Origin of the sequence: Rhizobium sp. BK491 (assembly GCF_014194925.1) — a bacterium.
Taxonomy (GTDB): Bacteria; Pseudomonadota; Alphaproteobacteria; order Rhizobiales; family Rhizobiaceae; genus Rhizobium.
In genome coordinates, this window is sequence record NZ_JACIAR010000005.1 from 383,874 (window position 1) to 399,121 (window position 15,248).

Annotated in this window: 12 protein-coding genes and 1 riboswitch; of the genes, 5 read left to right on the forward strand and 7 right to left on the reverse strand. The window is 60.6% G+C overall.

Translation table 11 applies throughout. From position 1 onward, the window contains the following. Together FHX05_RS23620 and FHX05_RS23625 are read right to left on the reverse strand one after the other, a co-directional pair. Positions 1-654 carry a thiamine diphosphokinase gene (locus FHX05_RS23620; protein ID WP_183874866.1) on the reverse strand — a complete coding sequence of 218 codons (654 nt, stop codon included), beginning with the start codon at positions 652-654 and terminating at the stop codon, positions 1-3. Positions 655-726: 72 nt separating this feature from the next. Beyond that, positions 727-1,254: a MarR family winged helix-turn-helix transcriptional regulator gene (locus tag FHX05_RS23625; RefSeq protein ID WP_183874868.1), complete on the reverse strand. Its 528-nt coding sequence runs from the start codon at positions 1,252-1,254 to the stop codon at positions 727-729. A gap of 164 nt (positions 1,255-1,418) precedes the next feature. On the opposite strand from FHX05_RS23625, the gene FHX05_RS23630 reads away from it, so the two are divergent. The 5 genes from FHX05_RS23630 (at position 1,419) to FHX05_RS23650 (ending at position 8,391) form a co-directional block, all read left to right on the forward strand. After that, entirely contained in the window at positions 1,419-2,954 is a 1,536-nt protein-coding gene (locus FHX05_RS23630; protein WP_183874870.1) for an MDR family MFS transporter, read from the forward strand. Positions 2,955-3,024: 70 nt separating this feature from the next. Then, positions 3,025-3,141: riboswitch (TPP riboswitch) on the forward strand. Between the two features lie 85 nt (positions 3,142-3,226). After that, a complete protein-coding gene (thiB, locus tag FHX05_RS23635; protein WP_246699063.1) occupies positions 3,227-4,219 on the forward strand; it encodes a thiamine ABC transporter substrate binding subunit in 993 nt (330 codons plus the stop codon). A gap of 7 nt (positions 4,220-4,226) precedes the next feature. Further along, positions 4,227-5,867, forward strand: a complete 1,641-nt coding sequence (gene thiP / locus FHX05_RS23640) for a thiamine/thiamine pyrophosphate ABC transporter permease ThiP (RefSeq protein ID WP_183874944.1) — start codon at positions 4,227-4,229, stop codon at positions 5,865-5,867. Then, complete coding sequence (locus tag FHX05_RS23645) at positions 5,860-6,588, forward strand: ATP-binding cassette domain-containing protein (protein ID WP_183874874.1); 729 nt, start codon at positions 5,860-5,862, stop codon at positions 6,586-6,588. Before thiP ends, FHX05_RS23645 begins: the two co-directional genes overlap by 8 nt. Before the next feature lie 378 nt (positions 6,589-6,966). Then, entirely contained in the window at positions 6,967-8,391 is a 1,425-nt protein-coding gene (locus tag FHX05_RS23650; protein WP_183874946.1) for a M48 family metalloprotease, read from the forward strand. Between the two features lie 36 nt (positions 8,392-8,427). Here FHX05_RS23650 and FHX05_RS23655 read toward each other — a convergent pair whose 3' ends face one another. The 5 genes from FHX05_RS23655 to FHX05_RS23675 all read right to left on the reverse strand — a co-directional run bounded on the left by FHX05_RS23655 (position 8,428) and on the right by FHX05_RS23675 (position 14,748). Continuing rightward, positions 8,428-9,291: an RNA polymerase factor sigma-32 gene (locus tag FHX05_RS23655; protein ID WP_015341633.1), complete on the reverse strand. Its 864-nt coding sequence runs from the start codon at positions 9,289-9,291 to the stop codon at positions 8,428-8,430. Between the two features lie 409 nt (positions 9,292-9,700). Then, positions 9,701-10,273, reverse strand: a complete 573-nt coding sequence (locus FHX05_RS23660; RefSeq protein ID WP_015341634.1) for a CarD family transcriptional regulator — start codon at positions 10,271-10,273, stop codon at positions 9,701-9,703. A 399-nt stretch (positions 10,274-10,672) separates the two neighbouring features. After that, positions 10,673-11,011 (reverse strand): ferredoxin FdxA, encoded by a 339-nt coding sequence (gene fdxA / locus FHX05_RS23665; protein ID WP_015341635.1) that lies wholly within the window; start codon positions 11,009-11,011, stop codon positions 10,673-10,675. A gap of 206 nt (positions 11,012-11,217) precedes the next feature. Beyond that, positions 11,218-11,622: an RNA-binding S4 domain-containing protein gene (locus FHX05_RS23670; RefSeq protein ID WP_112410960.1), complete on the reverse strand. Its 405-nt coding sequence runs from the start codon at positions 11,620-11,622 to the stop codon at positions 11,218-11,220. Between the two features lie 3 nt (positions 11,623-11,625). Then, positions 11,626-14,748 carry a helicase-related protein gene (locus tag FHX05_RS23675; protein WP_183874876.1) on the reverse strand — a complete coding sequence of 1,041 codons (3,123 nt, stop codon included), beginning with the start codon at positions 14,746-14,748 and terminating at the stop codon, positions 11,626-11,628. Positions 14,749-15,248: the final 500 nt, after the last annotated feature.

Consider the following 15,248-nt stretch of genomic DNA (forward strand, 5'->3'; position numbering starts at 1 on the left):
TCAGACTCCGGAAAGGTCATAAGGGCGGGCAAGAACAATGGCCCTACCGCTGCCGAGCGAAAAGCGCACATCGCCTTCCGCCACGTTGGAAATGGTGCGCGATGCGCCGAAGGGCAAATGAAAATCGCGCAAGGGGTAACGGGCATTGTCGATGAAAAGACCCGTCAGATCGCTGAAACCAAGAACGGAGAACAGCGAGCCCGATGGTAGCGCCAGCGTGAGCTCGCCTGACGGAAGCGGCACCGCCTCCTCGTCACCCGACGTCAGCAGCACGTCGAAGCCTTTTTCGGCGAGCTGGATACCATAAAGCAGGTGCTGGATCGCATGATCGGAGCGCTCGCCGCCCATGGCGCCCGCCAGGATCAGTCTCGTGGCGCCGCGATCGATCGCTTCCGAGACGGCGATCTCGCCGTCGGTCGCAGCCTTCGCCGCCGGATAGGGCTGCCTGGGCACGTTCGGAAAGGCTCCCTGCAGATCGGCAGGCGTGGAATCAAAATCGCCAACCCACAGCTCCGGTTCCACGCCAATCGCGAGGGCATGGCGCATGCCGCCGTCGGCCGCGATGAAGCGGCTGCCGGAAACCGCAGCGCGCAATCGCTCCGTCAGGCGAAGCTCGCCGCCGAGCAGGATAGTGAAGGTAGTGGACTGGCTCATGAGGCAAGCCCATAGCGCAAAGTCCTATCCCTAGGGAAGAGCGCCGTTATCCGAACGATGCGGCCAAGCCGATCATTCGGTCGTTTCCTTCATGGCGGTCTGGACGACACGTTCATAGCCGCTGACATAACGATCGAAGAGAAACGAAAAGCTCTCGATGTCTTCGGGCGACCAATCGGCAAAGATGCTTCCGATAACAGCGTATTTCTGCACCTGGATTTCCGACAGCAAACGCTGCCCGAGTGCGGTCAGCACCACGACGATACGCCGCGCGTCCGCCTGCGATGCCTTTCGCCGCAACACACCACGCGCCACCATGTCGGCAGTGATGCGGCTCGCGCGCGATGGATCGATGCGCAAGAGCTCGGCAATCGTGCCGACGGTCACTTCGCCCGTATCTTCCGCGCGCCGCACGACATCGAGCACATCGAGATGCGAAAGCTCAAGCCCCGGGGCCACGTGTTGAATGGCGAGCCTGCCGATCATGCGACGGCCAGTCAGCAAGCGCATGCGCATCATCGCCTGACCGATGCGCAGAAACTTCTCGTCTTCGGCCAGCGTCGGAACTTCGATATCTTTTGTATTCGGCGCAGATGTCATCCCTAAAGCATAGCAGAGGTCGGGACGAAACAAAACATGCAAATGGCATTCACCTGCCATTGACAATTATATGCTAATAGCACATATATTCACCCATGAAGACCGGGCGTCCCGCGCATTCGCTCGATAGCGCAGCGTTCCGGCCCAGTTCGGGTTCTTGCTCCATGGACATGCAGACAGGCTTCACACCGCTCGTGGCGGATCACAAACGGCGGCTGATTCTTTTCCTCTTTCTGATGACTGCCATGTTCATGGCAACGCTCGACAACCAGATTGTCTCGACGGCACTGCCGACGATCGTCGGCGAGTTCGGGCATCTGGATCGCTTCGGCTGGATCGGCTCGGCCTATCTTCTCTCGCTTTCCGCCGTCATGCCCGTCTACGGCAAACTCGGTGATCTCTTCGGCCGCAAATATGTGATGATGACGGCGATCGCGATCTTCACGGTCGGCTCTGCCGTCTGCGGTCTAGCCGTCTCGATGGATACACTGATCGCCGCCCGCGTCCTTCAAGGCTTCGGCGGGGGCGGCATCATGGTCTCGATCTTCGCCGTCAACGCCGATCTTTTCGAGCCGCGCGAGCGTGCGCGCTACCAGAGCTATTCGAGCCTCGTGCTGATGGCGTCGGGCGCCATCGGCCCCGTTCTCGGCGGCACGATGAGCGATCTTTTCGGCTGGCGTTCGATCTTCCTCGTCAACGTGCCGATCGGCTTCATCGTGCTTGCCGGCCTGGCCTTCATGCTGCCCTACCGCAAGCCTGCCCGCCGTCCGAAGATTGATTATGCCGGCGCCATCGTCCTTGCCCTGACGACGACAAGCATTGTGCTTGCTGCCGACGGAAGCGAACTCTTCGGGTCGCTGCTATCACCGCAATGCCTTGGTATTATTGCCTTCGGGGTAATCTGCGCCATCGCCTGGGTCTTCATCGAGCGCCGCGCACCCGAGCCGATTGTGCCGATGACGCTGTTCCGCAATCCGACATTCGGCCTTCTCCTGATCCTCTCGATCACCAGCGGCGCCGTCGCCATCGGCATGGTCAATTACTTCGCGCTCTTCCTGCAGACGACGACAGGCCTTTCTCCCTCCATGGCCGGGCTGCTGTTCATTCTCCTGACCGGCGGCATCGTCTGCGGCTCGCTCTCCGCCGGCCGGCTGATCGCGGCCAAAGGCCGTTACAAGCCGTTTGCCGTCGCCAGCGCCAGCTGCAGCACCATCGCATTCGCCTCGCTCGCCTTCGTCCATGCCGGTACGCCCATCGTCCTCATTGGCGGCCTGATGCTGCTGCACGGCATCGGCATCGGCCTTGCCCAGCAGGTGCCCGTTATCGGCGTACAGAATGCAGCGGCTGCCCGCGACGTTGGCGCCGCGACCGGTGCCGTCACGCTGTCGCGCATGGGCGGCGCCTCCATTGCCATCTCCATTTACGGCGCCATCATCGCCGCCAAACTCGGCAATGTCGGCGTCTCCATATCCGGCGTACCGAACATCGAGGAGCTGACGCCCAAGATGATGGCCGCCTTGCCCGAGATTACCCGCGAGGCCGTCGCCAACGCCTATGCGAGCGCCTTCAGCCCGTTGTTCATAACGGCAGCCGGCATCTGCATGTTTGGTCTCTTGACCTCGCTGACACTGAAGAATGTGCAGCTCCCGGGTGCCGCGAAGAAATTCGAAAGCCCGGCGGTCGCGGAAGCTGCCGAGTAAATCCTTCCTGCTGCAATCGGCAAGGGAATCATTTCCCTTGTCATCCCTCCGTCACAAGGCTAAATCTGCCGACGCTCTAACGGGGTGCCTTATGTCCTTCAGGACATTTGGCTGAGAGGCTTTCACCGGCCAACCCGCGGAACCTGATCCGGCTAACACCGGCGGAGGGATTAGACGCGTGACGAAATCATAGCGCCCTTTCCCCTTCAAGACGAAACCAAAGTGGAGGCGCTGTCGTGCAAAACCGATCGCTATTGTCATTCTTCACCGGCCTGGCCCTTGCCGCCGGCGCAACGTTTTTTGCTTCTCAGACGGCTGAAGCAGCCGACAAGACCCTGACCATCTACACCTATGAAAGCTTCACGGCCGACTGGGGTCCTGGCGCCAAGGTCAAGGCCGCCTTCGAAAAGACCTGCGGCTGCACGGTCAACTATGTTGCCGTCACCGATGGCGTTGCACTTCTCTCCCGCCTCAAACTGGAAGGGACCGGCACTAAGGCCGATGTCGTTCTCGGCCTCGACACTAATCTCATCGACGAAGCGAAGGATACAGGCCTCTTCGACGCAAGCGGCGTCGACACCTCGGCCCTCAAGGTTCCCGGCGGTTTCACGGACGACGTCTTCGTGCCCTACGACTACGGCCATTTCGCCGTGATCTATGATAGCCAGACCGTCAAGAACCCGCCCAAGAGCATGAAGGATCTCGTCGAAGGCGATCCCAATCAGAAGATCGTCATCGAGGATCCGCGCACCTCGACGCCGGGTCTCGGCCTGCTGCTCTGGGTCAAGTCGATCTATGGCGACAAATCCGCCGATGCCTGGGCGAAGCTCAAAGGCCGCATCCTGACGGTCACTCCCGGCTGGTCGGAAGCCTACGACCTGTTCACCAAGGGCGAAGCGCCGATGGTGCTCTCCTACACGACGTCACCGGCCTATCACATGATCGAAGACAAGACCGATCGCTATCAGGCCGCCGCCTTCTCGGAAGGGCATTACATTCAGATCGAGGTCGCTGGCCTCATCAAGTCCTCGCCGAACAAGGAACTTGCCCGCGATTTCCTGAAATTCATGATCTCCACCGGCTTCCAAGACATCATTCCGACAAGCAACTGGATGATGCCGGTTTCCGCCACTTCCGAGCCGCTGCCGGATGCCTTCAGCAAGCTCGTCGTGCCGTCGAAGACCTTCCTGATGAGCCCTGCGGACGTCGACAAGAACCGTAAAGCCTGGATCGACGAATGGCTGACCGCCACCAGCGGCAACTGATGCCTTGATCATACTCACGGCACCCGAGCGAAGACGCGCTATTTCTGGCGGGGCGTTCAGCCTCGGCAGCATTGCGCTCTTCGTCGGGATCGCCGTTCTTGTTCTTATCTCCGCCGGCATCGAATCCGGCAGCGACACCTCGCTCACAGACCCATATCTACTGCGCATCCTGCGCTTCACACTGCTGCAGGCGGTGCTTTCGACACTGCTCTCCATTGTGCTCGCCATTCCGGTCGCCCGCGCATTGGCGCGCCAGCCGCGCTTTCCCGGCCGGCTGTGGCTGATCCGACTGATGGCCGTGCCGATGGGCCTGCCGGTGCTGATAGGCGCACTAGGCCTGCTCGGCATATGGGGCAGGCAGGGGCTCATCAATCAGGCGCTATCAGCACTCGGCCTGTCGCAGCCCGTCAGCATCTATGGCCTGGCCGGTATCCTGCTTGCGCATGTCTTCTTCAACATGCCGCTCGCCTGCCGACTGATGCTGGTCGGACTGGAGCGTGTGCCAGCGGAATATTGGCTCGTGGCCGGCGGGCTGGGCATGCAGCCCATCTCGGTCTTCCGCTTCATCGAATGGCCTATCCTGCGCGGCCTCGTTCCCGGCATCGCCGGCCTGATCTTCATGCTCTGCGCCACCAGCTTCACGCTGGTCCTGATCCTCGGCGGCGGCCCGGCCGCGACGACGCTGGAAGTGGCGATCTACCAGGCGCTCCGCTTCGATTTCGATCCCGGCCGCGCCGTGATGCTGTCGCTGCTGCAGATCGTCGTCACCCTGCTTTTGCTCGGCGTCATGACGCTGTTTCGAGCTCCCGACGATCACGGATTGACGGCCGGCCGGGCGCTGCGCCGCATCGATGGACAGGGGATGGCTGCGCGGTACGTCGATGCTGCGCTGCTGGCGGCCGCGACGCTCTTTCTCGGCATGCCGCTTGCTGCGGTCGTCGTGACCGGCCTCAAGGCCAATCTTTTCAAGCTCGTCTCCCAGCCGATCTTCCTGCAGGCGACAGTCACAAGTCTTGCAATCGCGCTTGCTGCGGGCCTTCTGGCCGTGCTGACATCCTTCGCGATCATTCGCGCCCGCTCGGTGATATCGGCGGATCGCCGAAAGTCCCTCGGCCTATACGGCCTGGCGATCGCAACAGGCGCAAGCGCCTCCCTCATCCTGCTGGTGCCACCGATCGTGCTGGCAACCGGCTGGTTCCTGGCGCTCAGGCCATTGGGCGATCCCAGCCGCTTTGCGGCCGTCCTCATCATTGTCATCAATGCGCTGATGGCGCTGCCCTTCGTCATTCGCGTCATCGAGCCGGCCTATACGGTCCATGTCAGCCGCACCGGGCGGCTGGTGGCAAGCCTCGGCCTTGACGGCATTGCGCGCCTGCGCGTGGTCGATTGGCCGGGTCTGCGCAAACCGCTCTTCACGGCGCTCTCCTTCGCCATGGCCCTGTCACTCGGCGATCTCGGCGCCGTCGCACTCTTCGGCTCCGACAGCCTGATGACCCTGCCCTGGCTGGTCTACAGCAAGCTCGGTAGCTACCGCACCAACGACGCCGACGGATATGCCTTGATACTCGGCCTGGTATGCCTTCTCCTGACCATAGCCGGAACCGCGGGCCAAGGCGTCCCGGATGACGAAAGCAGACGAAATGACTGACAGCAGCATCATGAAGGCAGAAGGCATCAGCATGGAACGGGTCGAACTGCGCCTCGGCACGCATGACTTCCGCTTCGATTGCGCATTGCCGCAGGGTAAGATCATCGCCCTTGCCGGGCCGTCAGGGTCGGGCAAATCCACCTTTCTCAATTTACTGGCCGGCTTCGAACAGCCTGACCGCGGCCGTATCCTGCTCGCCGAACAGGACGTGAGCCGCCTGCATCCCGCCGAACGGCCGGTGTCTCTCGTCTTCCAGGACAACAACCTCTTCGCTCATCTCGATCTCTTCACCAATGTCGGCCTTGGCATCAGCCCGTCATTGAGGCTTACGAAGGAGGATCGGCAAAAGGTCTCGGAGGCTTTGGCGCGGGTCGGGCTACCCGGCTTCGAGAAGCGCAAGCCGGGAACGCTTTCCGGCGGCGAGCGCCAGCGCGCGGCTTTCGCTCGGGCTCTGGTGCGCGACAAGCCAATCCTGTTGCTGGACGAGCCTTTCGCCGCGCTCGATCCCGGCCTGCGCTCCGGCATGGTCGAACTTCTGAAAACTCTGCATCGCGAAACCGGCAATACGGTGCTGATCGTCTCGCATGACCCGGCCGAAGTGCGGCGCCTTGCCGACCACGCCGTCTTCATCGACGGCGGCACGATCAAGCTTACCGCGCCCATCGAAACCTTCCTGCAGGCGGACGGGATTCCGGCATTGACCACATTTCTGCAACATTGATTGTGTCATGGCAGCTTGCCGCCGGCTTTGCCTTAATTTCGTCTAGCGAAGCGGCTGAAAGTCCTCGGAAATGCTTGCTAAAATACAACGCTGCCATATTTAAACGGAGTCTCGCTATGCAACCGGTGCCAAAATCGGCTACAGCAAGAGGTCGAAGCCGTCCGGGTAAACGCGGATCGATGGGGGCGAAAACAACCTTTATCGGCGCGCGACCATGATCGACCCGGTAAGGATCAACCGGATTTGGCGCCGAGCCGGCATGACAGCGAAATGAGTAGGATGCAGGTCCTGAAGCAGAGCAAGCGAGCAGAACGAAGGATCGATTTGACCGTCGCAGCCCGTTTGCGCCGTTTTGTGCCCTTCCTTGCAGCCGCAGCAATGTTGAACAGCTGCCAGACGGTGATGGATCAATCCTATCAGCCGAGCGTTTCGCCCTCCGCCAATCCGCAGATCGTTTCCGAAGTGCAGAAGAACGATCCGCGCGCGCAAATGGGCGCTCGCGAGCATCCGCGTATCCTCGCAAGCTATGGCGGCGAATACAAGGATGCCAAGACGGAGAGGCTCGTTGCCCGCATCGCCGGCGCCTTGACCAGCGTGTCGGAAAATCCGCAGCAGTCCTACCGCATCACCATTCTCAATTCGCCCTCGATCAATGCCTTTGCCTTGCCCGGCGGCTATCTCTATGTGACGCGCGGCCTTCTGGCGCTTGCCAATGATGCGTCCGAAGTCGCCGCGGTGCTGTCGCACGAGATGGCGCACGTAACAGCCAATCACGGCATCGAGCGGCAGAAACGCGAAGAAGCCGAAGTCATAGCCAGCCGCGTCGTTTCCGAAGTCCTGTCGAGCGATCTGGCCGGCAAGCAGGCGCTTGCCCGCGGCAAGCTGCGTCTCGCCGCCTTCTCGCGGCAGCAGGAACTCCAGGCCGACGAGATCGGCATTCGCACACTCGGCCAGGCCGGCTACGATCCTTACGCCGCCGCGCGCTTCCTGAACGCAATGGAGGACTATAGCCGCTTCATGTCGGCCAATTCCGACGTCGACCAGAGCCTGGACTTCCTTTCGAGCCACCCGAGCACGCCGCAGCGTATCGACCTTGCCAAGGCGCACGCGCGCGAATTCGGCGAGGAAGGCAAGGTCGGCGACATCGGCCGCGACTATTATCTCAACGGCATCGACGGCCTGCTCTATGGCGACAGCCCCGAAGAAGGCTATGTGCGTGGCCAGACCTTCCTGCATGGCGGCCTCGGCATCCGCTTCGACGTCCCGCCCGATTTCCGTATCGACAACAAGGTCGAAGCCGTCATGGCGACCGGCCCCGGCGACATCGCCATCCGCTTCGACGGCGTGGCCGACACCCAGAACCAGAATCTGACGAACTATATCTCCAGCGGCTGGGTCACCGGCCTCGACCCCTCCTCGATCAGGTCGATCACCGTCAACGGCATGCCGGCGGCCACTGCGCGCGCCTCAGCCGACCGCTGGGATTTCGATGTGACCGTGATCCGCGACCGCACGCAGATCTTCCGCTTCCTGACGGCGGTACCGAAGGGGAATATCGCTCAGCTTGATCAGACCGCCAATGTGCTGCGTGCCAGCTTCCGGCATATGACCCCGGAAGAGGCGGCCTCGCTGAAGCCGCTGCGTATTCGCGTCGTTACCGTCAAACCCGGCGACGCCATCACCACGCTCGCCGCCCGCATGATGGGCACAGACCGCAAGCTCGACCTTTTCAAACTGATAAATGCCCTGCCAACCGGGGCAAACATTGCACCGGGCGACAAGGTCAAAATCATTTCGGAATAATAGCGGGACGACTTCTCCCAAGGGAGAAGCGCACACTCAGGCGTAGCTGGCCATGCGGGGATCCGCATCCACCAGGGCGTTGCGGAGCTTGTCCATCGCGCGGCTTTCGATCTGGCGCACGCGCTCCTTGGAAATGCCAAGATCGGCACCGAGCTCTTCGAGCGTCGCGCCGTCTTCGACCAGGCGGCGCGCTTGGATGATCTTCATTTCACGTTCGTTGAGATGTTTCAGCGCCGACGCCAGCCAAACGCGGCGGCGCTCGCCGTCGATCATGTCGGACACCTGCTCGTCGGGAAGCGGCTCGTCGCTGATCAGGAAATCGATGCGCTCGGCACTTTCGGAATCGCCAGCAATGGAGGGGGCTTGCAGGGAGGTATCGCTACTGGAGAGGCGCGCATCCATCGTCTGCACATCCGTAAGGCTGACGCCGAGCGTCACGGCGATTTCCTCATGGATGGACTGGACGGTGACGTTGGAATTGCTGCGGGCAAGCTTGGCGCGTAAGCGGCGCAGATTGAAAAACAGCGCCTTCTGGGCGGAACTCGTGCCGCCGCGCACGATCGACCAATTGCGCAGGATATAGTCCTGGATCGAAGCGCGAATCCACCAGCTTGCATAGGTGGAGAAGCGAACTTCCCGCTCCGGTTCGAAGCGGGCGGCCGCTTCCAGCAGGCCGACATAGCCTTCCTGCACCAGATCGCTCATCGGCAGTCCGAAGTTACGAAACTTCCCCGCCATGGAGATGACGAGGCGCATATGGGCAGTTGCGATCTGATTGCGGGCGCCGCGATCATCGTGGTCTTTCCAGCGCATGGCGAGATCGTGTTCTTCGTCGCGAGCCAGATAGGGAGCAGCCATGGCAACTTTGATCATGCGCCGATCTGCAGACATATTCGTCATATGCATCTCCTGGGTTTCGGCCTCAAATCGTCTCTATGCCGCGGTCGACGAAAAAGGCAGCAAGCATCGTTTCCGAACATCGCTGTTCGGATGGAAATCAATGAATGAAATTGCAAATTGGAAACCGATTATCCGGGTCACCGGATGATCGGTGACTAGTCTAGTTCGATCTCATCGAACGGGTCTGACGATTGAATCATCTTCAGATCGCCGGGGAGCTTCGAGTGAAAACGCATAGGCCGGTCCTCGTGAATGTCCATAAAAACGGCCTGTCTGAATACCCCTCTCCACAGGAGTGTACCCACACGGACCGCCAACACAGGGCTTCAACGCATCAGAACGGAAAAGGTTCCAAAGAAAAAACCCGGCACCAAGGCCGGGTTTTTTGAAGCGATATTGGCGTCTGGCCTTATGCGGCTTCGTCCTGCGAATCGTCTTCTTCGACGACCTTGCCGCGCTTCGGTCCCTTGTTCAGGTTGGTTTCGACAAGGCGAACGGCTTCGGTTTCCGACATCTTGTTGACAGCGGCGATTTCACGCGCCATGCGGTCAAGTGCAGCTTCATAAAGCTGACGTTCGGAATAGGACTGTTCCGGCTGGTTCTCGGCGCGATAGAGATCGCGAACGACTTCTGCGATCGAGATCAGATCGCCGGAATTGATCTTGGCATCGTATTCCTGCGCGCGGCGCGACCACATGGTGCGCTTGACGCGGGCCTTGCCCTGCACGACCTTCAATGCACGCTCGACGAAATCGGTCTCGGAAAGCTTGCGCATGCCGATGCTCATGGCCTTGGCCACCGGAACCTTCAGGCGCATCTTGTCTTTCTCGAAGTCGATTACAAACAGCTCGAGCTTCATGCCTGCGACTTCCTGTTCTTCGATCGCAGTGATCGTGCCGACACCGTGGGCCGGATAAACGATCGCTTCACCAGTCTTGAAGCCATGGCGTGCTGCTGAAGGTTTTTTCTGCTGGGTCGTCATTCTTTTCAAAAACTCCCTGTTATGCGCCCCGTTAGGGCCGGGGTGCCGGGTCAGTCAGGCCCGGATGAGACGGACGTACCGTCGGGTCACTTCATCCTGGTCCAGCCAGACTTATGCAAACAGAAACCCACCCATCGCGATCAGGGACCCGACAACACAATACGTTGATATGTCAAGGAAACCGCGTACGGATTGGTGATTTGCTTTCGTGATGGTTTCGGGCATGCGAAATGCCGCAGTGGATCAGTGTGACGACCCTATCACAAAAATCTGAGGAAATCAATAATTTGCTGCGCACGCGCCAAATTGGCCATGTTGACCGGCCAGCGGCCCAATGGCAATGATTCGCTTTCTGCGATATCGACTACACCTTTATCGAAGGCCTGTCACGGCCTTCGATCAGTCGCCCGTACCGGGATTGGCCGAGAAATACTTCTCGAATTTTCCCTGTTCGCCATCCATTTCCTTGGCTTCCGGCATCGGGTCACGCTTGACCGTGATGTTCGGCCAAATGGCGGCGTATTCCGCATTGACCTTCAGCCACTTGTCGAGACCCGGTTCCGTATCGGGCTTGATCGCCTCGGCAGGACATTCCGGTTCGCAGACGCCGCAATCGATGCATTCGTCGGGATGGATGACGAGAAAGTTCTCGCCCTCGTAGAAGCAGTCGACAGGGCAGACTTCCACGCAATCGGTATATTTGCAGCGAATGCAATTGTCAGTCACGACATATGTCATGAAGCACTCCAGGGATGTATTGAGCTTCCGCGGATGCGCAACCTGGAACGTCGCACCTTCCCACGGCGCCGAACGGGCAGACGAATGCATCACACGCAAACGCGCCGCCCGGCTGGTTACCGGCAGGGTGATCGTGAGGTATCGACTTTGTCACCCAATTTCAAGGACAAACAATCGCAAAACCCCTCTGCAACAGGCAGAGTTTTCTAATCATCGTCGGAGATGAGGCGATCGATCGCACGCCGATCCCTTTTTGTGGGCCTGCCGCTGCCGGGTGCCCGCAACGCCTGCTCGAACGGGGTGAGGCGTTTTGTCTCATCGGGCGGCGGCGTCAGATCTTCGTAAAGCAGCCTGGCTTCTTCGAAGGGACCTCTACGTTCGCCGGCCGACCGTACGATCAACACTATATCCCGCCGCTCCAGCGAGAGCTCGATGCGGTCACCGGCCTTGATGCCAAAACTCGGCTGCACGACCCGCTCGCCATTCACCCGGACGCTGCCGTTCTGCACATAGACCTGCGCCAATGAGCGGGATTTCACCATGCGGGCAAAGAACAGCCATTTGTCGATGCGCTGGCGCGAACCGGAAAATGGCTGTTTTTCGTCCGTCATGACCTATTTCTTCATCTGCTCCTTGAGGGCAGCGAGCTTGGCGAAAGGAGAATCCGGATCGATCGGCTTTTCCTTGCGCGGCGGCTTGGCTTCGAAGCGCAACGGCTGCGAGGCACCGCGATTGTTGCGATCATTCCGGTCGCCACGTTCCTGACGATCACCGCGTTCGCCGCGGTTGCCCTGATGCTGCGGACGGCCGCCCTCGCGATTGCCGCGCGGACCCTTGTCACTGCCACGAGCCTCACGATTGTCGCGGCGATCACGCCCGCCTTCGCGATTGCCTTCACCGGCTGCCTGCTCGCCACCACGACGATTGCCCTGCTGACCGCGCCCCTCGCCCTGCTGGCCGCGGCGATCGCCATGGCCACGGCCGCCTTGCCGCTGCTGATGGTCGTTACGGCCACCCAGACGCCAGAGAAGAACAGGCTTCGGTTCCGCCGGCTCTGCGGTGACTTCTGCAGCGGCGACAGGCTCGGCAGCTGCGGCAACTTCCGTCTCAGCAGGTGCCTCGGCGGGAGCGGCTGCTTCCTGCGAAACGGCTTCTACTTCCTTAGCCGGCTCGTCAGTCGCAGTGTCGGCATCATCATGATCGGCTTTTTCGGCTGTGGCGTCCCCAGCCGGTGCGGCGGGCGCTGCAGCCGCATCCTGCTGAGCGAGGAAGGCCGTAGCCTCCTCCGCCTTCACCGCATCGGCGCGATAGCCGAGACCCTTGAGGATTTCCTCCATGTCCTCGAGCGTCGCGCCGAGAATGGAGAGCATCGCGGTCGTCGTCGTGAAGCGGCGGCCGTCATAAGCGCCGTCAGGGCGCGAAGCCTGGCCGGGCTTCCACTGCAGCAGCGGACGGATAAGGTCCGCCAGGCGCTCGAGAATGTCGATGCGCACCGCGCGCTTGCCGAGGAACCGGAAGCCGGCAAGCTTGTAAAATGTGCGCTCATAGCCCGGATCGGTGACGACCGAGGTACGGCCGGCGGCCAGAACCGGGATCAGATCGCCATAGCCCGGCTTGTCCAGGCCATCATTCTTCAGCGCCCAGAGGAGCGTGATGAGCTCGGCCGGAGCCGGCTTCAGCAGCGCGGGCACGAAAATATGGTACGCACCAAAGCGAACGCCGTAGCGGCGCATCGAGGCACGCCCGTCCTGATCCAGCGATTTCACTTCTTCCGTGACGTCGCGGCGGAACAGAACGCCGAGATTCTCCACCAGCTGGAAAGCCAGCCCCTTGGCAAGGCCCTGCAGATCTTCGGCACGTTGGAGATCGTCCAGCGGCTTCAGGATCGTGCTGATGTGATGGTTCACGAAGCGCTCGATACGGGCGGCGACATGATCGCGCGCATTGCCGGTCAGCTGTTCGTCGGCAAGCAGGATGACGCGCGGACGCATGACATGATCGCTGCCTGACAGGCGCGCGACGGGGTCGCCGAGCCAGCGCACGAGGCCATCGGCACTGATCGCGAGATCGCCGTTGCCGGCCGCATGCAGACGTGCGGCACGTGCCTCGAACTCCAGCCCGAGCGCCTTCTGCGAGGCGGTCTGGACAGCCTTGGCATCCGGCCCCTCGGTCCCTGCGATAGGCGTGAACCGGAATCCGGTCAACTGTCCCACATGATGCCCCTCTACGAAGACATCTCCATTCACACTGATTTCAGCTTCCAGCATCGCATTCTCTCTCAGGCGCTTCATGAGCACAGATGTCCTGCGATCAACAAAGCGTTTCGTCAACCTCTCATGTAACGCGTCGGACAATCGATCTTCGATTTCCCGCGTCTTTTCTTGCCAGTGTGTCGGATCGGCAAGCCAGCCGGGCCGGTTCGACACATAGGTCCAAGTCCTTATCTGCGCGATTCGCGCCGAAAGCGTGTCGATCTCGCCATCCGTCCGATCGGCGCGATGCACCTGTTCGGCCAGGAAATCCTCTTTCACCGTGCCATAGCGCACGAGATCAGAAAAGAGGGTGGCGATGAGATCAGCATGCTGGGCAGGCGTGATGCGCCGATAGTCGGGAAGCGCACAGGCCTCCCATAATTTCTCAACCCGAGCCGGGTTGCTGGCAAGATCGACTATCTCCAGATCGCGTGACAGATATTCCAATGCCTGCTGGTCTACCGCAGGCAGCGCGCGCGTCAAGCCCTGCACGCGAGGCGCGTCCTCCAAACTTGCACGCAACGCCGCGATCGAAGCGAAATCCAGGTCTTTGGTGCGCCATTGCAGCACCTTGACCATGTCGAATTCGTGTCCCTCGATCCGGCGCACGAGTTCGTCGTCGAAAGGATCGACCTGTCCCGTCACCCCGAAGGTGCCGTCCTTGAGATGGCGGCCGGCGCGACCTGCGATCTGACCGAGCTCGGCCGGATTGAGATTGCGGAATTGATAGCCGTCGAACTTGCGGTCCTGCGCAAAGGCGACATGATCGACATCGAGGTTGAGCCCCATGCCGATCGCATCGGTCGCAACCAGATATTCGACATCGCCGGCCTGATAGAGCGCCACCTGCGCATTACGGGTACGCGGGCTGAGCGCCCCGAGGACGACGGCCGCGCCACCGCGCTGGCGGCGGATAAGCTCTGCGATCGCATAAACCTCGTCTGCGGAAAAGGCGACAATGGCCGTGCGCTGCGGCAGCCGCGTGATCTTCTTCTGCCCGGCGTAGAAAAGATGCGATAGCCTCGGCCGTTCGAGGACGGTAATCCCAGGCAGAAGTTGTTCAAGGATCGGCCGCATCGTGCCCGCGCCGAGCAGCAGGGTTTCATCGCGGCCGCGCAGATGCAGAAGGCGGTCGGTAAAAATATGTCCGCGCTCCAGATCGCCGGCAAGCTGCACTTCGTCGATCGCGACGAAGGAGGCGCGCGTCTCGCGCGGCATGGCCTCCACCGTGCAGACCGAATAGCGCGCATTGGGCGGCGATATCTTTTCCTCACCGGTCACCAGCGCGACGTTGTGCGCCCCGACCTTCTCGACGACGCGCGTATACACCTCACGGGCAAGCAGCCGCAGCGGCAGGCCGATCACGCCGCTGCCGTGTGCCACCATGCGCTCGATGGCATAATGGGTCTTGCCGGTATTGGTCGGTCCGAGCACTGCGGTCACGCCGCGTCCGCTCAGGATCATGGGCTGCGAAGTCTGAGTCATAGGTCCGTGCATAGGCGAGAAACAGCCGTCTTCCGATCAGCCAATTCCTCCTGGAGGAAACGAACAGATGACGACCATATGTGACAAAGGCAAGACCCGAATGAAAAAACAGATGCGGCAACATTCGATTTCATATTTGAGCGCTTCAACCACAAGCTACATTTACTTTGCATCCCATGCGAGTCCGGGCGATTCCGGAACAGCCTGAGAACGAATCGGAGACGAATCGCTGACTCCGTCGCGTTCCTTATTTGTTCACGACTACATATGGATTGCAATGAAAAGATTGCCACCAAATACTGAATCTCGTTTACACGGCTTTCCGCAGGAAAAAGGAGTCAAGCGGAGAATCCTCGGCCAGAGAAATTTCGCGCCGTGCCATCGTTAACAATCTGTAAATAATAAAGTTTCGCATGAATCAGCGGACGACATCAACATCCAGGCCAAAGTCGAAACGAATCGGCGACGAATCGCAGATTCCAAGCGATTCTGTTTTGTTC